We start from the raw sequence: 20,135 nt of genomic DNA, 5'->3' as shown, positions 1-20,135 counted from the left end.
TGACGGCTCCGTCGCGGTAGGCGTTACTCGCCGGGCGTGGCCCCGCCGGCGCCCTCGCCGCCGGTCAGCGCCTCGGCCGCAGCGATGGCCGCGTCGAGCCGCTCCAGCGCCGCGCCGTACGCCGCCCAGTCGCCGGTGGCCTGCGCGTCGCGCGCCTCCTGCCAGGCGACCCGGATGGCCTCGAGCGCCGCGGTGAGGTCGGCCGGCTGCTCCGCCGGCGGGGTCGTCGGCGTCTCAGTCGCCGGCGGCGTCTCTTCGTCGGTGGGCGGCGTCTCCTCGTCCGTCGGCGGCGGCTCCTCGGTGACCGGCGGCTCATCGGTGGGGGCACCGGCGTCGCCCTCGAAGATCTGGTCGAGCGCGCCCTGCAGGGTGTCGTCGAAGCCGATGCTGTCGCCGAACTGGACGAGCACGCGGCGCAGCAGCGGGTAGGCCGCCTCGCCGGTGGCCCGGGCGACGTAGACCGGCTGGACGTACAGCAGGCCGCCGCCGACCGGCAGCGTCAGCAGGTTGCCCAGCTGGGTCTCGGCGTCGCCGGACCGCAGCAGCGTCAGCTCCTGCGCGACGTCGGCGTTCGACTCGAAGTCGTTGGCGACCTGGCCTGGACCGTCGATCTGCGTGTTGCTCGGCAGTCTCAGGATCTGCAGCTGTCCGTACTCTTCACTGCGCGTGTCGGCGTTGACCGCCATGAACGCGGCCAGGTTCGGCCGGCCTCGCGGCGTGTACGTCGTGGTGAGCGAGTACATCGGCTGCTCGGCGCCGGGCAGCTGGATGGTCTGGTAGTACGGCGGCTGCTTGACGTCGACGTTCGAGGACGGGTCGGCCGGCACCACCCAGCGGTCCTGGCCGCCGTAGAACGTCGAGGGGTCGGTGACGTGGTACTGCTCGAGCATGTTGCGCTGCAGCTTGAACAGGTCCTCGGGGTAGCGCAGGTGGTCCATGAGCGGCGTCGGGATCTCCGAGCGCGGCTGCACGGAGTCGGGGAACGCGTTCATCCACGCCTGCAGCACCGGGTCGTCCTCGTCCCAGGCGTAGAGAGTGACCGTGCCGTCGTACGCGTCGACCGTCGCCTTCACCGAGTTGCGGACGTAGTTGATGAAGTCGTCGGGCTGCGCGGCCAGCGCCGGCCGGGCGGTCCGCGAGTCGCTGGTGGCCTCGCTCAGCGACACCCGCTGGCTGTACGGCAGCGAGTTCAGCGTCGTGTAGCCGTCGAGGATCCAGACGACGCGGCCGTCGACCACCGCGGGGAACGGGTTCGCGTCGACGGTGAGCCACGGCGCGACCTTCTCGACCCGCTCGCGCGGGTTGCGGTCGTACAGCAGCCGCGACTCGTCGTTGATGCGGTCGGACAGCAGGAAGTTGGCCTCCTGGAACCGGGTGGCGTAGAGCATCCGGTTCCAGAACGAGCCGATCGGCACGCCGCCATCGCCGTCGTAGGTGTTACGCCGCTCCTGGCCGGTGTCGGGGTCCTCCGGGATGTCGTACTCGACGTCGTCGGTGCCTTCGGGCGCGCCGACGATGGAGTAGCTGGGCGAGTTCTCGCCGAAGTAGATGCGCGGCTCGTAGTCGCCGAGGACGCCCTGGGTCGGGATGTCCTCTTCGGCGAAGTTCGGTGACCCGTCGGACTCGCGGGTGTTGCCGTAGGCGGCGACGACGCCGAACCCGTGCGTGTAGACGGTGTGCTCGTTGATCCAGTTGCGCTGTTCGGCGGGAATGCCTTCGGAGGCGACCTCGCGGACCGCGACCACCATGTCCTGCTCGGCCACGACGCCGTCGTCGCCGGCGACGGTGTAGCGGTCGACGTCGAGCGGGTCGCTGAACGTGTAGAAACCGCGGACCTGCTGCAGCTGCTGGAAGGCCGGCGGGATGACGCTGGGGTCCATCAGCCGGATGCCGGGGATGGTGGCCGAGTCCTCGGCCAACTGGCCCTCCTCGACCGACGTCGTGGCCCGGTACTCCTCGGTCGCGACGTCCTCGATGTCGTAGGCGGTGCGAGTGGCCTCGATGTTGCGCTCGATGTACGGCTGCTCGCGGCTCGCCTCGCTCGGGCGCACCTGGAACTGCTGGACGAGGAACGGCCACAGCCCGCCGAGCAGGACGGCCGACAGCACCAGCAGGCCCAGCCCGATGCCCGGCAGCGTCCAGCTGCGCTGCCAGACGTTGACGAAGAACAGGATCGCGCAGATGGACGCGACGAAGATCAGGATCGTCTTGGCCGGCAGCACCGCGTTGATGTCGGTGTAGGAGGCGCCGGTGAAGCGGTCGTTGTCCTCCATGACCAGCGCGTACCGGTCCAGCCAGTAGGCGACGGCCTTGAGCAGCACGAACAGCCCGATCAGCACCGACAGGTGGGCCGTGGTGGCCGGGCTGACCTTCTGTCCGGCGGTCTGCAGCCGGATGCCGCCGTAGACGTAGTGGGTGATGGCGGCGACGACGAGGCCCAGCACCACCACCGCGAACCCGAAGCTGACGATGTAGCGCCACCACGGGTAGTCGAACGCGAAGAAGCCGAGGTCGACGCCGAACTGGGCGTCGGTCTGGCCGAACTCGCCGCCGTTGCGCCACAGCAGGAACGTCTGCCACTGCCCGGCCGCACTGGCGCCGGCCATGATCGCGAGCAGGATCGCGGCCGCCGTCAGCACCCACTTGCGGACCGGGTCGATGGCGTCGCGGTAGCGGTCGAGGCTCTGCTGCTCGACGCTCATCGGCCGGTACCGCGGCCGGACGCGGTAGGCGACCATACCGTTGACGACGACGGACGCGGCCATGAGCAGACCGAAGACCAGGAACAGCCCGATGCGCGTGATCAGCTGCGTCGTGAACACCTGGGTGAAGTCGACCGACTGGTACCACAGCCGGTCGGTCCAGAACGTCACGAGCAGCACGTACGCCGCGATGAGCACGCCGAGCACGATGAGCGTGGGCAAGAGCGCGCGCGATCGTCGTTGGGGCGCGCCGCGGAATGGTCCGGCGGGTCGGGGCATGTCCTGGCTCACCCCTGGAAAACTATCTCACTGGCCATCGCGATTCCGAACCGCGGTCGGAACATCGCTGTCAGCGGACGGTCAATGACGAACCGTGACCCGTTCGACGCCGGGCCGTGACCGGTTTCCCGGGACGTCGCCGCGCATGCGACGATTCCGCCATGAGCACGACGGACGACCAGCCGAGCGCCCTGGTCCGCGCGATCGCGGAGATCGAACAGCACGTCCGCGACGACGGGTGGGACCAGCCGGCCCGGCTGTACGCGCTGGCGCCGACCGCCGACCTGCTGTCGCGCGAGCCCGCGCTGGCCGCCGACATCGGCATCGAGCCGGGCGCGTCCCCCGACTCGCTCACCCCGATCGAACAGGATGTCGCCGGCCGGCCGATCGAGGACCTCCTGCTCGAGATCACCTGGCCCGAGACCGTCACCGGCTGCGCACTGGTGCTCGAGCGCATCGTGCTGCCGCCCGGCGCCGAGGAGCAGATGCCCGACGAGGACGGCGCGGCCGCTCGCTGGGCGGCGCAGCACCCCGACCGCTCCGACGTCCGCGTCGTGGTCGGCGTCCTCCGGGATGGACGCCGGGCCTCGGCGCTGCGCATCCGCGGGCACGAGGCGGACGACGAGCTGGTCCTGGGTGCGGAGTTGTCGCCCGAGTTGGGCAACGCGTTGGCGGAGACGTTCCAGTAAGCCGGTGGGCCGGGGTTCGCCGGGAGTCTGCCTAGTTGGGCGTCCCCCTGCTGCCCATTCTCTTAGCCGCGCACCCGCGCCTCAAGCGGACTATGGGGCGCTTCGCGCCGACGGGACCGCTTGACCCGCGGGCGCCCGGCCTAAGAACTGGCAGCTATCAGGGGGACGGGGAAGAACCGGGCACACCCCGCCCGATATGCACCGTTGGCTTCCTGGGCGTGAGGCGCGTCCTGGGTCTCAGGCGCACCGAACACCCGTTTCGGGCCCGAATTCGCGCCTCACAGCCAGGACGCGCTCCACACCCAGGTTGGTGAGTGCCGGGGTCCTGGTCTGCCGTTACGTCCTGATCCGCAGTCACGCCTCGAGCCCAGAATCCGCCATTTCGCGTAACGGCAGACCACGACGTAACGCCAGACCACGACCCGCCCGTCGCCACACTCCCCCGTCCCCCTGATGGCTGCCCGTTCTTAGACCGGGGACGCGCGGGTCAAGTCCAGAGCCCCCAACCACAGACCACCGCAACCAGCAAAGGCGCCGGGCTTGAGGCGCGCGTTCACGGCTAAGAAAATGGGCAGCAGGGGGACGGCCAACTCGGCAACACCCCCGGCCAACCCCGCAGACCCGATCAGCTGGGGCAACTGGCCAAGTCGTCGGTGTCGCCGGCGACGAACGACTCGATGGTGCTGACGGCGTCGTCGAGGGTTTCGATGGGGACCACCCGCATGTCGCCGTTGTTGCCGCCGACCGCCTCGTCGCAGTTGCTGGCCGGCGCCAGGAACAGTTCGGCGCCGTCGTGGTTGGCGGCGGCGATCTTCTGCTGGATGCCGCCGATCGCGCCGACCTCGCCGTCGGGGCTGATCTCGCCGGTGCCGGCGACGTGGGTGCCGTCGAGGAGCGCGCCCGGGGTCAGCGTGTCGTAGATGGCGACGGCGAAGATCATGCCGGCGCTGGGGCCGCCGATGCGCTCGTCGATGCCGATGGCGATGTCGACCGGCAGGTCGAAGCCGAGCGTCGGGCTGAACCCGACCAGCGCCCGGCCGTCGTCCTCGGCGGCGATGGTCTCGATGTCCTCGGTGAGCTGCTCGCCGTCGCGGTCGATGACGAACGAGACGGTCTCGCCGGGCTCGTGCGCCGTGACGGCGTCGACGACGTCCTCGGGCGCGGCGACCGCGGTGCCGTCGACGGACACCACGATGTCGCCCGGCTCGAGGACGCCGTCAGCCGGTGCGTCGGCGACGACGGCGTCGACGACCACGCTCGCGGGCACGTCGTAGCCGAGCTTGCGCAGCGCGGCGACCTCGGCGTTCTGCTGCGAGTTGGCCAGCATCGCGGCGTTCTGCTGCCGCGACTGCTCGGCCGTCGTGCCCTCGGGGTACACCAGCTCACGCGGGACGACCGCGCGGTCGGGGTCGATCCACGCCCGCAGCGCCGTCAGCAGGTCGAGGTCGGCGTCAGCGGACGTGACGCCGACCGTCGTCAGGTCGAGGACGCCCTCGGTCGGGTAGACGTCGGCGCCCTCGATCTGGATGACCTGCTGGCCGTTCCACTCCCCCAGCGTGTCCTCGACCGGGCCGGGCGAGTACACGACGTAGGGCAGGTTGAACATGGACGCGACCGCGACGAGCGCGACGATCAGGGCACCGGCGACGGCCAGCGTCGCGGATCGGCGGGTCATCGGTCTGGGCGGTCCTCACGGTGAACGGGGCACGGACACCGTAAGAGTACGTGGTCAGCCCCGCTGTTCGGCGGCAGCGGCGGTCACCGCGCGGGCGAGGCCGTCGACCCGCTGCTCCAGCCAGGCGCGGGCTTCGGCCCGACGCTGCGGGGTCGAGACCTCGGCGGGCTCGGCGACCCAGATGCTCGCTCGCAGCAGCAACCCGGCGTCGTCGGCGACGAGGACGCTGACCCTGTCTTCGAGCGACTCCTGGGCGTAGGGGCCGTCCGGCACCGTGCCTCCCCACTGGACGTGCACCGGCTCGCCGCCCGGCGCCGTGTCCGCGACGCAGCCCTCGTTGACGGAGCCCTTCTCCTCGCCGGCGACGCAGAGCTCCGCCAGGGTCAGGCCGGAGCTGAGGTCGTCGACGATCGCCGGACCCGCCGTGTACCCGGAGGGCAACCCCTCCAGCGCCGCCGGGCCAGGCTCGGCGAACCCGTCCGGAGTGGGCACCCAGTCGGGACCGAGGGACGCGGCCAGTGCCTGCGCCGCCACAGACGCCTCGAGCTCGGCGGCTTCCGCGGCGGCAGCCTCCTCCGCGGCGTCCTCCGCGGCGCGCTGCTCGGCCGAATCGGCCGGCACCCCCGCGGTGAGCTCGGCCCAGACGCCGTCGGTGACGACCGCGGCGAGCTGGTCCAGCGACAACGGCGGCTCGTCGCGGGTCGGCTCGGAATCCTTCTCGGTCGGCGTATTCATCTCGCCGAGGGACACGCGCAAGCCGCTCGGCGCCACGGCGGTCGCGCTCCAGAGCAGACGGTCGGGCTCGCGGTCGGGCTGCGGGTAGTACGGCCCCGCCGTGAGCATGAGCACCGTGCCGTCGTCGAGCGTCTGCACCTCGCACGAGCTCCCGTTGACGATCACCGGGCACTCCGGGATCTCCCAGCCCGGGGCAGCCACGACAGCCGACCCCATCATCCAGCTGGCGCCGTCGCCGTCGTCGTAGCGGAACTGGTACCAGGCCGACGCCGGTTCGAGCGTCTCAGCGCTGGCCTCGGTGACCTCGCCGGGCGGCAGCAACGCCACGACGGCGTCGAGGACGGCGTCGGCGTCGATCTCGGCGACCTCGGCGGCCGGCGGCGCCGCGTCAGCGCCGGACGCGACCGGAGCGTCGTCCGTCGTGGCGGGATCGTCGTCGGCGCCGATGAGGGGGGCCGCGACGAGGCCGCCGACACTGGCCGCCACGACCAGGGCGGCTCCGCCCACGGCCAGCCGGGACCGGCGCCGGCGCCGCAACTCGCGGCCACGCGCCACGCCGCCGTCGACGAGGATCTGGACGGGCGGGTCGAGTCGCAGTGCCTCGGCCCGCAGGGCGAGCTCGAGCTCGTCTTCGATGGTCATCGTGCTACTCCGCTCATGGTCGGGTCGTCGGTGCCGAGGACGTCGCGCAGGCGGTCGAGCGCGCGGAAGCAGCGCGACCGCACCGCGCCGGCCGACAGGCCCAGGTCGGCTGCGGTCTGCTCGACGCTGCGGTCCTCCCAGTAGCGCAGCACCAGGACCGCCCGGTCCTTCGCGTCGAGCCGGCCGAGCGCGTCGATGAGCGTGACCCTCAGCGCGACGTCCGTCTCGCCGGCCGGCCGCTCCGGCAGCGAGTCGGACGGCCGCTCGGCCGACCCGCGCCTGCGCCGGTGCGTGAAGAACGTGCGCATCAGCGTCGTGCGGGCGTACGCGGCCGGGTCGTCGGGCCGGGCGCGCTTCGTCCACGCGCCGTACACCTTGCCGAGAGTCTCTTGCACGAGATCCTCGGCCAAGTGCCAGTCGCCGGTCATCAGCCAGGCGGTCCGGAACAGCCGCCCGCTGCTGGACGCGGCGAACTCGGTGAAGCCCTGTGGGTCGCCGGCCACGGCCAGCCTCCGTTCGTCGTCCTCACCATGAAGACGCGACGGGGAGCGGTGCGCGTTTCACCTGAGTTTTCAGGGCGAGCCGACCCACTCCTCGCTGCCGTCGTCGAAGCGCTGATGCTTCCAGATCGGGACCTCGCGCTTGAGGTCGTCGATCAGCTGACGGCAGGCGGCGAAGGCCTCCTGACGGTGGGCCGCGGCGGCCGCGACCACGACGGCGAGGTCGCCGATCTCGAGATGGCCGACGCGGTGGACGGCGGCCAGTGCGCGCAGCGGGTGCTCGGCGGCGACCTTCTCGGCGACCGTCCGCAACACCTCGCCGACAGAGGGGTGCGCCTCGTAGTCGAGGCTCGTGACGCCCCGGCCGCCGTCGGCCTCGCGGACCGTCCCGACGAAGACGACGGTGCCGCCGGCGCCGCGGTCGGACACGGCGGCCAGCACCTCGTCGACGGAGAGCGGACCGGGCCGCACATCGAGCAGCCGGATGACGTCCATCGCTCAGCTCCGCTTCCGGCGGCGCGCCTTGCGGATCACGACCGCCGTCCCGAGGATCGCGACGGTGGCGCCGGCGGCGCCGATGGTGGCCGCGGTGGCGGCGTCGCGCTTGCCGATGCGCCGCGACGCCAGCGCGTGCCGGCCGCCGACCTCCTCCATCAGCGCCCGCAGCGCGCCGGCGTTGTCGTGCTCGGGCTGCCAGCCGGCCTTGCGCAGCCGGTCGCCCGCGACCACCCACGGCCGGGTGACGTAGTGCAGCTCGCTGGCCGGCGCCGGCGTGACGCCGAGGCGGTGCAGCCGCTGCGCGGTGCCGAACGCGAACGACGCGGGCAGCTCGATGCGGCTGCGGCCGGACAGCTCCTCGACGCTCGCCTGGTCGAGGTGACCCTCGCTGGCGACGGCGACCGGGCCGGCGACGCCGTGCAGCACGACGTACTCCAGCGCGGACGCGAGGTCGTCGACGTGGCAGAACTGCCAGGCCGGCTCGCTGCCGCGCACCACCAGCAGCCGGGGCGCCTCGAAGTGCCGGGTCAGGACGGTGTCGATGCCCGGGCCGACCACGGCGGCCGGGCGGACCACCGTCACCGACATGCCCGGGTGCGACCGCGGTGCCCGCGCGCTGAGGTCCTCGATCTCGAGCAGGTCACTGATGACCGAGCCGTCGGGCTCCGCCCGCAGCGGCGCGTCCTCGTCCAGTGGGACGGGGTTGTCGGCCTGCGCGCCATAGACCATCGCGCTGGTGAGGACGGCGACGTGCTTGACGCCGGCCGCCGCGGACGCCGTGAGGATCGTCTGGGTGCCGCGCACGTTGCGGTGCGAGCGGACGGCGGTGTCGTCGGTGATGCCGATGTCGACCGCGGCGTGCACGACGGCGTCGACGCCGGCGAGCCGCGTGACGATGGCGGGATCGGTGAGATCCATCACGCGCCAGGTGACGCCGTCGACGTCGCCGCGCGAGTCGTCGAGGCCCACCACCTCGGCGACGTCGTCGCTGGCGGCCAGCCGTGCGGCCAGCAGGCGCCCGACGCCGGAGGCGGCGCCGGTGACCGCGATCACCAAGCCGTCGCCGCCGTTGCGCCCAGCGCGAACCCGGCCCGACTGTCTGCCCACGAAATCCCCTTCAACGACTACCGTGGAACGCATGAGGCGCTCCCGAACGCTTCCCATCCTGCCCGAGGCGCTGCCATGAATGATGTCCCCTTCGGTTTCAATTCCGAGGACGACCCGGACGACAACCGGCCCGAGAAGCCCGGTCCAGGCTCCGGCGGGGCCGGCGGCTCCGGCCCGAACGATCCGTTCGGCGGCCTCTTCGGCATGTTCGGCGCGGGTGGTCCGGGCGGTCCCGGCGGCAGCCCCGACCTCGGCGCCATGTTCCAGCAGCTGGGCCAGATGTTCTCCTGGTCCGGCGGTCCGGTGAACTGGGACCTCGCCAACCAGGCCGCGCGCGAGGTCGTCTCGGCCTCCGGCGACCGCTCGGTCAGCGGCACCGACCGGCGCGAGGTCGACGACGCGTTCCGGCTGGCCGACACCTGGCTCGACGACGCCACCTCGTTCCCGTCCACCGGCGGGTCGCCGCGCACGTGGAGCCGGGCCGAGTGGGTCGAGGGCACCCAGGCCGCTTGGAAGGACCTCGTCGAGCCGCTGGCCGCCCGGGTCTCCGAGGCGATGAGCAAGTCGCTGCCGCCCGAGGTCGCGCAGGCCGCCGGCCCGCTGGTCGGCATGATGCAGCAGGTCGGCGTCTCCATGTGGGGCGCGCAGGTGGGCCAGAGCATCGGCAAGCTGGCCGCCGAGGTGGTCGGCTCGGCCGACATCGGCGTGCCGCTGGCCGCCGGGCACCCGGCGCTGCTGCCGGCCAACGTCCGCGCCTTCGGCGAGGGCCTCGGGGTCGAGCCGCGCGACGTCACGCTGTACCTCGCGCTGCGCGAGGCCGCCTACGTGCGGCTCTACAGCCACGCGCCGTGGCTGCGCGCACACGTCATCGCGCTGGTCGAGGAGTACGCCCGCAACGTCAGCGTCGACACCAGCGCCATCGAGGAGAAGATGCGCGAGATCGACCCGCAGCGTCCCGAGGCGATCCAGGAGGCGCTCGAGGGCGGGCTGTTCGACGTGCCGACGACGCCCGAGCAGCAGGCCGCGCTCGACCGCCTCGAGCTGGCGCTGGCCCTGGTCGAGGGCTGGGTCGACGACGTCGTCACGCAGGCGACGGCCGACCGGCTGCCGTCCGCGGCGGCGCTGCGCGAGACCGTCCGCCGCCGGCGCGCGTCCGGCGGCCCGGCCGAGCAGACCTTCGCGACGCTGGTCGGGCTGCAGCTGCGCCCGCGCAAGCTGCGCGAGGCGGCCGCGTTCTGGGCCGAGGTCCGCGAGGCGCGCAGCGCCGACGGCCGCGACGCCGTCTGGGCGCACCCCGACCTCATGCCGTCGGCCGACGACCTCGCCGACCCGGCCGCGTTCCTCACACCGGTCGACTTCGACATGTCCGGCCTCGACGACACCCCGGCGCCGCCCGAGGAAGAGAACGGCGGCAGCCCGTCCTGATGACCGACCCGCTGCACGCCGACGCCGTCGCCGTGCTGAGGGGGTGGGCCGCGCCGTCGCCTGAGCAGGACCGGCTACGGACGGGGTACCTCGACGTCCTGAGCGCCCAGCCGCGGGCCATGCGGCGCGACTGCGTCCCCGCCCACCTCACCGGCAGCGCGCTGATCGTCGACCCTGTCGCCGAGCGGGTGCTGCTGCTCCTGCACGGCCGCGCGAACGTCTGGCTGCAGGCCGGCGGGCACTGCGAGGACGGCGACGGCTCGCTCGCGGCGACGGCGCTGCGCGAGGCGACCGAGGAGAGCGGCATCGCCGGGCTGACGCTCGGCGCCGGCGGGCGGCCGATCAAGCTGGACCGCCACCCGGCGCCGTGCCGGCCGGGCGTCGTCGAGGAACACCTGGACGTCCAGTACCTGGCCCTGGCGCCGGCCGGAGCGGTGCCGGCGGTCAGCGACGAGTCGCACGACCTCGGCTGGTTCGGCTACGACGACCTCCCGGAACCGCTCGGTGGCGGCGTCGTGGCGCTGATCGAGGCCGCCCGGGCCGCCCTCTGACCCCAGAGCCGCCCGCGACTCCGTTGATCTTGGAGTTCTTCGGCAATTCCGTGGCGAAATGTCCGATAGATGGCCGAACAACTCCAAGATCAACTCGGGGCGGTTCGGGGGCGGAGCGACGGCGGGTCAGGAGCGGGCCGGCACCTTCTCCTCCGTCGTCCGGCGGCGGGGACGCAGCGCGTCGATGGTGATCCGGCCGCGCCGCACGCCGCTGCGGGAGTCCAGCCAGGCGTCGAGGAACCGCCAGACGGCGGCGGCGTCGGCGGTCTCGCCGCTGACGACGGCCTCGATGACGCTGACGTGCGCGTCGCGCAAGCCGGCGGCCAACGCGCGGTCGCGCCGACCACACCGCGAGCGCACCCGGGCGATCCGCTCGCCGAGGTCGACGAACAGCCGCGCCTCGGCCTCGGTCAGCCGGCGCGCCCCGCCAGGCACCCACGGGCCGTCGGCCGGGGCCGGCGACGAGGCCACGCGCATGACCAGCTCACGCAGCGACTCGACCGCCTCGACGAGCCCCTGCCGCGCGGTGTTACGGGACTGCAGCCAGAACGCCAGCAGCGCCGCGGCGAACGTCGCCGGGACGACGAGCGCACCGGTCAGCAACCCGTCCCAGGTGATGGTGCCCGCGGGGATGCCCCCGAACGCCTGCGTCATCGTCACTGCTGGACGTTACCCAGGATGACCGGCGAATCCACCTCGAAGGCCGTCAGGTCGCGGCGACCTCGGCGGCGCCGTCCTCGTCGTCGCTGTCGGTGACGTCCTCGTCGTCGGCCTCGGACGGGACCGCGCCGGCCGCGTGGCTGTAGCCGTCGAGGAAGCCGCGCGCCCGCTCGGCCCGCGGGTAGCGCCCGACCAGCGCCCAGAACTCCGGGCCGTGGTCGTTGACCAGCAGGTGGGTCAGCTCGTGCACCAGCACGTAGTCGATGACCCAGGTGGGCAGCCCCTGCAGCCGGCTGGAGAGGCGGATCGAGCCGTCGCTGGGGGTGCACGAGCCCCAGCGGGCCCGCTGGGTCGAGCTCCACCGCACGCTGCTGGGCGTCGCCCGGCCGTCGAGGTACTTGCGCGACAGGTCACCGGCCCGGGCCAGCAGCCCTTCGTCGCTGGGGCGGCGGCGTCGCTCCTGCGCCGCCAGCCGGTCGAGCATGACCTGGACCCAGCGCCGCTCCTCGGCCTTGCTGAGCCGTGACGGGAGGCACACCACGATGCGGCCGTTCTCGCGGAACGCCGTGACGGTACGCCGGCGGCGCAGCGAGCGCCGTATCTCGACGTCCGGTGCCTCCATGGATGCACCGTAAACCCATCCGCCGGTGAATGCGTGGATGCAATGTGGATAACTGGCCGAGAATGCCGCCTACGAGGCCAATGCCCGGCTCGATCGCCTTCATCGGCACAGCCTCGGCCACACTTTCTTCGTGCACATGTGGTGGACGGTGTCTCTGCAGGTCAGAGCCGCTGACGATGTGGAGCCGCCAGGTTGTCAACACGCTGCGCACCGGTGGTCCACAAGCACCACGGGAGTCCTGCACAAGTCATCCACAGAGTTATCCACAGCCTTGGGACGGTCCATCGCCGTTCCCGTTGCCGCCACCCGGGGATCGCCGTACGTTCACTGACATGTCCGGCGGCTCGAATCCCTTGCACACCACACTTCGCACGGGCCGCCCGATCTCGCTCGGCGGGATCTCGGAAAACGATGACACCTCCGCGCGTCCGGGGAAGGCGCGCGCACGTCAGCGGAACTGAGATCCCGCCGAGCGCATTCTCGCTCGCCATTTCTGCCTCGCACGATCCGCCGGCTGGCGTAGTGTGTCGGCTCAACTACACGGGGGACGCGGCTGACCTGCTGCTTCCACTCCTGCAACGAAGGAAAGGGAGGCCACGAATGGCTGAGACGTACACGGGGGAGTTCTACTGCGTGAAGTGCAAGGAGAAGCGCGAGGCGACCGGCGACATCGTCGTCAACGACAAGGGCACGCGCATGGCAAAGGCCACCTGCCCGGTCTGTTCCACCAATCTGAACCGGATCCTCGGCCGCGTCTGAGGCCTGATCCAGGAGTCCGGCGCCCGCCGAGGCGGGCCTGTGGACAGTGGAACGCACGGCGGCGCCGAACGGGGCAGGATGCCGCTGTGCGTCCCATCCTCCATCCCGCTCTGAGCCGCACCTGGCGCGACGAGTCCACCTTGCAGGTGGGCGCGACGCCGGGGCTGGCGTTGGTCGTCGGCGGGCTCAGCCGGCCGGAACGAGCCGTCGTCGACGCGATGACCGGCGCCGCCGACCTGGCGGCGCTGCGCGAGCTGGCGGCGGAACTCGGTCTCGGCCGGTCCGCCGCCGATCGCCTCACCGCCCTGCTGGTGGCGGCCGGCGCCGTCGTCGACGGCGACCGGCTCGCCCCGGCGGACCCGCCGGCCGATCCACGGCGGCTGCCGGACCGCTCCAGCGCCGCCCTGCTCACCCGATCAGCCGACGGCGGCGGCGACGTGCTCGCCGCCCGGGGCCGGTCGCGGGTCGACGTGCAGGGCGCGGGCCGGGTCGGCGCCCAGATCGCCCGGCTGCTGGCCGCGGCCGGCGTCGGCACGGTCGCGGTGCTCGACGGCGAACCCGTCCGGCCCGCCGACGTCAGCCCCGGCGGCCACCCGCCCGATGCCGTCGGCGCGTCCCGGCGGCGCTCGCTCGACCCGCTGCTGCGGGCCGACGCCGGGGAGGCCGACGACGGCGGCCGGCCGGAGGCGCCCGGCCTCGTCGTCCTCGCGCCGACCGCCGACACCGGCCGCGCGGAGGCCGCCGAGCTGGTCCGTCAGGGCATCCCGCACCTGTTCGCCCAGGTCGTCGAGGTCACCGGGGTGGTCGGGCCGCTGGTGCTGCCGGGCCGCTCGTCCTGCCTGCGTTGCCACGACCTGCACCGCACCGCCCGCGATCCGCACTGGCCGCTGGTGCTCGACCAGGCGCTGCGCCGGCCGCCGCCGGAGCCGGCTTGCGACGCCGCGCTGGCCGCCGTCGTCGCCGGACTGGCCGCCACGCAGGTGCTGGCGCACCTCGACGGCTTCACTCCGGCCGCGGTCGACGGCACCATGGAGGTCACGCTGCCGTCGGGGTTGCCGCGGCGGCGCGGCTGGACCCGTCATCCGCGTTGTGGGTGCGGCTGGTCGACCCGCGAGGACGAGGCGGCACAATGGGAGATGTGAGCGATCTGCCACGCAATGCCGTCAACCGCGCCATCAAGCTCGCGTCGCTGCCGCTGGGGTTCGCCGGGCGGGCCACGCTGGGCCTGGGCAAGCGGCTGGGCGGCGCGTCGGCCGAGTCCGTCAGCGCCGAGGTGCAGCAGCGCACCGCCGAGCACGTCTTCCGGGTGCTGGGCGGGCTCAAGGGCGGCGCCATGAAGTTCGGGCAGACGCTGTCCGTGCTCGAGGCCGGCATCCCGGAGGAGCTGGCCGCGCCGTACCGCGCCACGCTCACCAAGCTGCAGGAGTCGGCGCCGCCGATGAAGGCCGCGACGGTGCACCGCGTGCTCGCCGCCGACCTCGGACCCGACTGGCGCGACCGGTTCCGGTCCTTCGACGACGCGCCGGCCGCGTCGGCGTCCATCGGCCAGGTACACAAGGCCGTCTGGCACGACGGCCGCACGGTCGCCGTCAAGATCCAGTACCCCGGCGCCGGCGACGCGCTGCGCTCCGACCTGCGCCAGGTCGCGCGGCTGGGCCGCTCCATCGGCGCACTGGTGCCCGGCATGGACGCGAAGGCGCTGGTCGAGGAGCTGCATGACCGCATGGTCGAAGAGCTCGACTACCGCATGGAGGCCGACGCGCAGGACGGCTTCGCCCTCGCCTACGACGGCGATCCCCAGTTCGCCGTGCCCAAGCTGGTCGAGGGCGCCGAGCACGTCCTGGTGTCCGAGTGGCTCGACGGCCTGCCGCTGTCGAAGGTCATCGCCGACGGCACCAAGGAAGAGCGCGACCACGCCGGCCTGCTCTACGTCCGGTTCCTGTTCTCCGGCCCGGCCCGGGCCGGCCTGCTGCACGCCGACCCGCACCCGGGCAACTACCGCATCACGGCCGACGGCAAGCTCGGCGTGCTCGACTACGGCGCCGTCGCGCGGCTGCCGGAGGGGCTGCCGCCGTCGATCGGGCAGCTCATGAGCCGAGCGCTGGCCGGCCAGGCCGACGCGATGCTCGACGGCCTGCGCGAGGAGGGCTTCGTCAAGTCGCACATCGACCTCGACCCCGAGGCCCTCTACGACTACCTGTCGCCGTTCCTCGAGCCGGCCATGGTCGACCGGTTCCACTTCAACCGGCCGTGGATGCGCGAGCAGTTCGCCCGCATCAACGACCCCCGCCGGCCCGGCTACTCCATCGGCCTCAAGCTCAACCTGCCGCCGTCGTACCTGCTCATCCACCGGGTCTGGATCGGTGGCATCGGCGTACTGTCGCAACTGGACTGCGAGGCTCCGTTCCGCGACGAGCTGGAGCGCTGGCTGCCCGGCTTCACGACCTGAGCCACCCGGCGGCCGTCACCACCAAGAATCGTCGAGGCGGGCCTCGATGGCGCGCAGGTTGTCGCGAGCGCACCGGTCGCAGTAGTACAGGGTCCGGCCCCGCTCCACGCTGCTGACCCACGTGAGCGGCAGCTCCGCCGCGGTCGTCCCGCACAGTGCGCACGTCACCGCTTCGGACACACGGCTCTCCCCGGTCGTCGTCATGAGAATCCCCCCACCCATTGCCCCGAGGTACGAGAACCCCGGCCCGACATCGTCGAACTCCGCACCGGCCGACCGCAACGACTGGTCCCGACCACCTGTGCACGCGGCCCGACCCTGTACATGACGAGACCCCGCGCCGTCCGTGGTGGACGGCGCGGGGTCGCTGGGTGTCGGCTACTGCGTGGACGGCGCGCTCACGACCCGGCTCGGGCCGATCAGTAGGCGCGGCTGCGCAGGGCGACCGCCGCGGCGGCCAGGTTCCTGGCTCGCTGCGCCGCCCGGGCGGCCCGCCGGTCCATCCGGCGGGCGGCCAGCACGCGTCGTACTCGCTGTTCCTCCATCGCCCGTTCGCGCTGCTCCGTACAGTGTGCGCGCGCGAGGGCTTCGTTCATGAGATGCATCTCGGTGCTCCTGAAGTCTCGGTTCATGCTGGTGGTCTCGGCCTTCGGGTCGTCTGGGGTGGCCGCATCGGGCCGGAGCGTCGTGGTCATGTCGTGGTCCGTCCATCGGGGTCATCGGTCATCGGCAGGTGCCGTTGGTGCCCAGTTCCGGCGTGTGCTGGTCTCACTACGCCGCGATCTCGTTCTTACGGGGCCGGCCACGCGGCCGCTTGCGCGCCACGATGACCCCGGAGACGAAGAGCTCTCCGCCCCACACGCCCCAGGGCTCGGCCCGGTCCATCGCGCCGGCGAGGCACTGCTCCCGCACGGGGCACTCCCGGCACAGTTGCTTGGCGTCTTCGACGTCAGCCGGCGACTCGGCGAACCACAGCTCCGGGTCCTTCCGGCACGGAATGGACTCGTCGGCCACTACGGCCCGGTCGAGAACGCTGGTCAGCATCATGAGTTCGGTCACCTCCCTTCCTCCATCGGTTCTGGCAAACAAAAAGGCCGCGGATCCCTGTGTGGGGTCCGCGGCCTCGGAGGCGCCGGTCTTGTCATGGCTAGACCGGTGGACCCCAAGTGCGGACACGCACGTCCTGCTTGACCCCATCGACGAGGTGCGTCGTCGCGCCAGTACCTGCCTGCGGACGCACTTCTCCCGTCTGCGGGGCGGTGACGGGCGCGATCATGCGCTCACGGGAGCTCAGGGAGACACCACGCAGAGCAGGCGCATAGGCGAAGCCGACACCGCACTGAGACGGGTTAACAGTCGTGATCTTCATCAGCGTCCTCCTCTCGGGGTCATCCCGAGCCGGGCCTTCCGACTCAAGGGCGCGTCGCATCGCAGCGCGCTCGGACATGCTATTCCGGCCCGCATGTAAGGGGCAACCTATTTTAACGGTGATTCTTTCTGGACTTCCCGGCACAGCTCCAAGACGTCGTCGCCGTAGCGGTCCAGCTTCGTGCGCCCGACCCCCGGAATGGCCGCGAGCTGGGTCTCGTTGACCGGCGTGGTCTCGGCGATGGCGATCAGCGTGGCGTCGGTGAACACGACGTAGGCCGGCACCTTCTGCTCCTGCGACCGCTCCAGCCGCCACGCGCGCAGCCGTTCGAACAACGCGTCGTCCATCGACGACGGGCAGCTGCCGCACCGGCCGAGCTTGCGGTCGACGGCGTCGGCCAGCGGCGCGCCGCAGACCCGGCAGCGAGCCTGCGCGCCGGAGCGGCGGCTCTTCCCGCCCGGCCCGCGCTCGGCCCGCTGGTCGCTGCGCGCGCCGCCACCGGGCCGGACGCCGTCGAGGAACCGGCTGGGCCGGCGGTTGCCGCGGCCGCCGGGCTGGCGGGCCAGCGACCACGACACGGACAGGTGCTCGCGGGCACGGGTGACGCCGACGTAGAGCAGCCGGCGCTCTTCCTCGATCTGCGCGGGCGTCTCGGCGTAGCTCAGCGGCAGCGTGCCCTCGTGGCAGCCGACGACGAAGACGGCGTCCCACTCGAGGCCCTTGGCGGAGTGCAGCGACGAGAGCGTGACGCCGTCGGCGACCGGGGCGTGCTGGGCCGTGGCCCGCGCCTCGAGCTCGTCGACGACGTCGGTCAGCCCGGCGCCGGGCTTGGCCGCGACGACCTCCTCGGCCAGCGACACCAGTGCCGCCAGCGACTCCCAGCGCTCGCGGGCGGCGCCGCCACCGGCCGGCGGCGTGGCCGACCAGCCGACCGTGCTGAGGATGGCGGACGTGGCCGCGGCGGCGTCGGGGGCGTCGGGCGCGCCGTCGGCCGTGCGGATGGCGGCGCGCAGCAGCATGGCCGCCTGGCGCACCTCGCCGCGGTCGAAGAACCGCTCGGCGCCGCGGACGACGTAGGCGACGCCGGCATCGGCCAGCGCCTGCTCGTACGCCTCGGACTGCGCGTTGACCCGGAACAGCACGGCGATCTCGCGTTGCGGCGTGCCGTTGGCGACCAGCTTGGCGATCTGGCCGGCCACCCACGCGGCCTCGGCCAGCTCGTCGGGGTGCTCGACGAACGCCGGCTTCGGGCCGGCCGGGCGCTGCGCCTCGAGGACGACGCCCTGGTGCGCCTCGCGCGCGGCGCGCAGCACCGCGTTGGCGACGCCGACCACCTCGGGCGTGGACCGGTAGTCGCGGAACAGCCGCACGACGGTGGCGCCGGGGAAGCGCTGCGGGAACCCGACGAGGTAGTCGGGCTGAGCGCCGGCGAAGGAGTAGATGGTCTGGGCGGGGTCGCCGACGACGCAGACGTCGTTGCGGTCGCCCATCCACAGGTCGAGCAGCTTCTGCTGGACCGGCGAGACGTCCTGGTACTCGTCGACGACGAAGTGGTGGTACTGCGACCGGATCTGCTGGGCCACGCCTGGCTGCCCGGCCAGCAGACCCACGGCGGCCAGCAGGATGTCCTCCATGTCGAGGACGTTGCGGTCGGTCTTGAGGTCCTCGTACGCGGCGTAGACCTTGGAGACGGACTCGGGGTCGACGTTGCCGACCTCGCGATGCGCGGCCGCGGCGGCTGTGACGTACGCCTCGGGCAGCACGTTGCTGACCTTCGCCCACTCGATCTCGGACGCGAGGTCGCGCAGCACCGTGCGGTCGGTGGGCACCCGGCAGCGCGACGCGGCCGAGCCGACGATGGGCAGCTTGCTGCGGCTGATCTCGGGCAGGTCGACGCCGGTGATCTGCGGCCAGAAGTACCGGGCCTGACGCAGCGCCGCGGAGTGGAACGTGCGCGCCTGGACGCCCTCGGCGCCGAGCGCGCGCAGCCGGCCGCGCATCTCGCCCGCCGCCCGGGTGGTGAACGTGACGGCGAGCGTGCGGCGCGGGTCGAACGCGCCGGTGTGCACGCCGTGGGCGATGCGGTGGGTGATGGCGCGGGTCTTCCCGGTGCCCGCGCCGGCGATGACGCAGACCGGCCCACTGAGCGCGGAGGCGACCGCTCGCTGCTCGGGATCGAGGCCGGCGAGGACGTCGGATGCGCGCATCGCCCCATCCTCGCAGCCGCCACCGACATGATGCGAGGCGCCACGGAACAATCCGGGCGAGCGTCCGTGTTCAAGTACCTGTCACGGCAACCAAGCCAGAGGAGCGCGAGCGTCGATGTCGCAGTTCACGATGTACAGCACCAGTTGGTGCGGCTACTGCCGTCGGCTCAAGTCGTCGCTGAACCGCGAGGGCATCATGTTCGACGAGATCGACATCGAGTCCCACCCGGCCTCCGCCGACCTCGTCATGAGCCTCAACGGCGGCAACGCGGTGGTGCCGACGCTCGTGTTCGCCGACGGCAGCTCGCTGACCAACCCGAGCCCGACGCAGGTCAAGGAGAAGCTGGCCGCCATCACCAGCTGACGTCGACCGGCAGCGGCCGGCCGTACCAGCCCTCGACCAGCTTCCGGGCGATCGAGATGCCGCTCGGCGGGAGCACGTCGCCGCTCTCCATCGCCGCGGTCAGCTCGTCGCGGCTGAACCAGCGCGCCTCGGCGATCTCCTCGCCGTCGGGCGTCGGCTCCTCGCCGCCGGCCGTCGCGTAGTAGCCGAGCATGAGGCTGGACGGGAACGGCCACGGCTGCGCGCCCGCGTAGGCGCACGAGGTCACCAGGACGCCCACCTCCTCGAACAGCTCGCGGACGACGGCGTGCTCCGGCGTCTCCCCCGGCTCGACGAAGCCGGCCAGCGTCGAGAACCGGCGGCCCGGCCAGGCCGCCGAGCGGCCCAGCAGGCAGCGCTCGTCCTGGTCGACGACGAGCACGATGATCGCGGGGTCGGTACGCGGGAAGTGCTGCGACCCCTCGACCTCGCAGACCCTGACGTGCCCGCCCTGCTCAGACCGCGTACGGCCGCCGCAGCGCGGGCAGAACGGGTGGCTCGCGTGCCAGTTCGCCAGCGCGATCGCGTGCACCGCCAGCCCGGCGTCGCGGTCGCCCAGCACGGCGCCGACCTCGCGCAGCGTCGCGGCGCCATCCGGCTTCTCCCCCACGTGGACGGCGACGTAGGCGACGCCGTCGTCGAGGCCGAGCAGGAAGCGGTCGCCGTCAGGCGCGTCGGCCGGCGCTACGAACCGCAGCGCGGCGCCGTCGACCGGCACGGTGCCGTCGCCGACCAGCAGCACGCGGGTGCCGCCGTCGGCCCACAGCGAGTCGAGCCAGGCGGCGTCGGCACGGCGGTCCGCGGCGCGGTCGACGGTGGAGCGGGAGAGGGCAAGGGGTCCGGGCAAGACGTAGGCCTCGTGCACGAGCCACGACCCTACGCCG

At 72.7% G+C, this 20,135-nt stretch carries 21 protein-coding genes; 7 read left to right on the top strand and 14 right to left on the bottom strand.

Annotation, left to right across the window (positions count from 1 at the left end; translation table 11 throughout):
* Positions 1 to 23: 23 nt before the first annotated feature.
* Positions 24 to 2,924 carry a UPF0182 family membrane protein gene (locus tag BLV05_RS13070; protein ID WP_197683636.1) on the bottom strand — a complete coding sequence of 967 codons (2,901 nt, stop codon included), beginning with the start codon at positions 2,922 to 2,924 and terminating at the stop codon, positions 24 to 26.
* Positions 2,925 to 3,142: 218 nt separating this feature from the next.
* Here BLV05_RS13070 and BLV05_RS13065 point away from each other — a divergent pair, with 218 nt between their 5' ends.
* Positions 3,143 to 3,670: a PPA1309 family protein gene (locus BLV05_RS13065; protein ID WP_046772166.1), complete on the top strand. Its 528-nt coding sequence runs from the start codon at positions 3,143 to 3,145 to the stop codon at positions 3,668 to 3,670.
* A gap of 625 nt (positions 3,671 to 4,295) precedes the next feature.
* Here the strand turns inward: BLV05_RS13065 and BLV05_RS13060 are convergent.
* From BLV05_RS13060 to BLV05_RS13040, 5 genes are all read right to left on the bottom strand, one after another.
* Positions 4,296 to 5,345: a YlbL family protein gene (locus BLV05_RS13060; RefSeq protein WP_046772167.1), complete on the bottom strand. Its 1,050-nt coding sequence runs from the start codon at positions 5,343 to 5,345 to the stop codon at positions 4,296 to 4,298.
* Between the two features lie 54 nt (positions 5,346 to 5,399).
* Entirely contained in the window at positions 5,400 to 6,722 is a 1,323-nt protein-coding gene (locus BLV05_RS13055; RefSeq protein ID WP_046772168.1) for a hypothetical protein, read from the bottom strand.
* The gene (locus BLV05_RS13050; RefSeq protein ID WP_046772169.1) at positions 6,719 to 7,225 is read right to left on the bottom strand and encodes a SigE family RNA polymerase sigma factor; all 507 of its coding nucleotides are present in this window, start codon (positions 7,223 to 7,225) and stop codon (positions 6,719 to 6,721) included. The genes BLV05_RS13055 and BLV05_RS13050 overlap by 4 nt, the downstream gene beginning before the upstream one ends.
* A gap of 69 nt (positions 7,226 to 7,294) precedes the next feature.
* Positions 7,295 to 7,717 (bottom strand): molybdenum cofactor biosynthesis protein MoaE, encoded by a 423-nt coding sequence (locus BLV05_RS13045; RefSeq protein WP_046772170.1) that lies wholly within the window; start codon positions 7,715 to 7,717, stop codon positions 7,295 to 7,297.
* 3 nt (positions 7,718 to 7,720) lie between these two features.
* The gene (locus tag BLV05_RS13040) at positions 7,721 to 8,827 is read right to left on the bottom strand and encodes an NAD-dependent epimerase/dehydratase family protein (RefSeq protein WP_046772171.1); all 1,107 of its coding nucleotides are present in this window, start codon (positions 8,825 to 8,827) and stop codon (positions 7,721 to 7,723) included.
* Between the two features lie 75 nt (positions 8,828 to 8,902).
* On the opposite strand from BLV05_RS13040, the gene BLV05_RS13035 reads away from it, so the two are divergent.
* Together BLV05_RS13035 and BLV05_RS13030 are read left to right on the top strand one after the other, a co-directional pair.
* Positions 8,903 to 10,252, top strand: coding sequence for a zinc-dependent metalloprotease (locus BLV05_RS13035; protein ID WP_052763073.1), 1,350 nt, complete (start codon positions 8,903 to 8,905; stop codon positions 10,250 to 10,252).
* On the top strand, positions 10,252 to 10,803 hold the full coding sequence (locus BLV05_RS13030) for an NUDIX hydrolase (protein WP_046772172.1): 552 nt from the start codon (positions 10,252 to 10,254) through the stop codon (positions 10,801 to 10,803). The genes BLV05_RS13035 and BLV05_RS13030 overlap by 1 nt, the downstream gene beginning before the upstream one ends.
* Positions 10,804 to 10,929: 126 nt before the next feature.
* On the opposite strand, the gene BLV05_RS13025 is transcribed toward BLV05_RS13030, so the two are convergent.
* Both BLV05_RS13025 and BLV05_RS13020 read right to left on the bottom strand, forming a co-directional pair.
* Entirely contained in the window at positions 10,930 to 11,463 is a 534-nt protein-coding gene (locus BLV05_RS13025) for a hypothetical protein (RefSeq protein ID WP_046772173.1), read from the bottom strand.
* A gap of 46 nt (positions 11,464 to 11,509) precedes the next feature.
* Positions 11,510 to 12,085, bottom strand: a complete 576-nt coding sequence (locus BLV05_RS13020; protein ID WP_172860643.1) for a M48 metallopeptidase family protein — start codon at positions 12,083 to 12,085, stop codon at positions 11,510 to 11,512.
* A 600-nt stretch (positions 12,086 to 12,685) separates the two neighbouring features.
* On the opposite strand from BLV05_RS13020, the gene BLV05_RS36545 reads away from it, so the two are divergent.
* The 3 genes from BLV05_RS36545 (at position 12,686) to BLV05_RS13010 (ending at position 15,293) form a co-directional block, all read left to right on the top strand.
* Complete coding sequence (locus BLV05_RS36545) at positions 12,686 to 12,844, top strand: DUF5679 domain-containing protein (RefSeq protein WP_092623275.1); 159 nt, start codon at positions 12,686 to 12,688, stop codon at positions 12,842 to 12,844.
* A gap of 86 nt (positions 12,845 to 12,930) precedes the next feature.
* Positions 12,931 to 13,986, top strand: a complete 1,056-nt coding sequence (locus BLV05_RS13015) for a hypothetical protein (protein ID WP_046772174.1) — start codon at positions 12,931 to 12,933, stop codon at positions 13,984 to 13,986.
* Positions 13,983 to 15,293, top strand: coding sequence for an ABC1 kinase family protein (locus tag BLV05_RS13010; RefSeq protein WP_046772175.1), 1,311 nt, complete (start codon positions 13,983 to 13,985; stop codon positions 15,291 to 15,293). Before BLV05_RS13015 ends, BLV05_RS13010 begins: the two co-directional genes overlap by 4 nt.
* A 15-nt stretch (positions 15,294 to 15,308) precedes the next feature.
* On the opposite strand, the gene BLV05_RS13005 is transcribed toward BLV05_RS13010, so the two are convergent.
* From BLV05_RS13005 to BLV05_RS12990, 5 genes are all read right to left on the bottom strand, one after another.
* Positions 15,309 to 15,473 (bottom strand): hypothetical protein, encoded by a 165-nt coding sequence (locus BLV05_RS13005; RefSeq protein WP_197683635.1) that lies wholly within the window; start codon positions 15,471 to 15,473, stop codon positions 15,309 to 15,311.
* Positions 15,474 to 15,712: 239 nt separating this feature from the next.
* Complete coding sequence (locus BLV05_RS13000) at positions 15,713 to 15,988, bottom strand: hypothetical protein (RefSeq protein WP_046772176.1); 276 nt, start codon at positions 15,986 to 15,988, stop codon at positions 15,713 to 15,715.
* Positions 15,989 to 16,064: 76 nt separating this feature from the next.
* A complete protein-coding gene (locus tag BLV05_RS12995) occupies positions 16,065 to 16,340 on the bottom strand; it encodes a WhiB family transcriptional regulator (protein ID WP_197683751.1) in 276 nt (91 codons plus the stop codon).
* A gap of 100 nt (positions 16,341 to 16,440) precedes the next feature.
* Entirely contained in the window at positions 16,441 to 16,662 is a 222-nt protein-coding gene (locus tag BLV05_RS35760; protein WP_152691064.1) for a hypothetical protein, read from the bottom strand.
* Positions 16,663 to 16,769: 107 nt separating this feature from the next.
* Positions 16,770 to 18,869: an ATP-dependent DNA helicase UvrD2 gene (locus BLV05_RS12990; protein WP_046772177.1), complete on the bottom strand. Its 2,100-nt coding sequence runs from the start codon at positions 18,867 to 18,869 to the stop codon at positions 16,770 to 16,772.
* Between the two features lie 115 nt (positions 18,870 to 18,984).
* Between BLV05_RS12990 and BLV05_RS12985 the strand changes: the two genes are divergently transcribed.
* Entirely contained in the window at positions 18,985 to 19,233 is a 249-nt protein-coding gene (locus BLV05_RS12985) for a mycoredoxin (protein WP_046772178.1), read from the top strand.
* On the opposite strand, the gene nudC is transcribed toward BLV05_RS12985, so the two are convergent.
* A complete protein-coding gene (nudC, locus tag BLV05_RS12980) occupies positions 19,223 to 20,116 on the bottom strand; it encodes an NAD(+) diphosphatase (RefSeq protein ID WP_197683634.1) in 894 nt (297 codons plus the stop codon). The two genes, BLV05_RS12985 and nudC, sit on opposite strands and share 11 nt — an antisense overlap.
* Between the last annotated feature and the right edge of the window lie 19 nt (positions 20,117 to 20,135).

The sequence above is a fragment of the Jiangella alkaliphila genome (genome assembly GCF_900105925.1).
In the GTDB taxonomy this organism is placed as follows: domain Bacteria; phylum Actinomycetota; class Actinomycetes; order Jiangellales; family Jiangellaceae; genus Jiangella; species Jiangella alkaliphila.
This window is presented reverse-complemented; position numbering and strand designations above follow the sequence as displayed.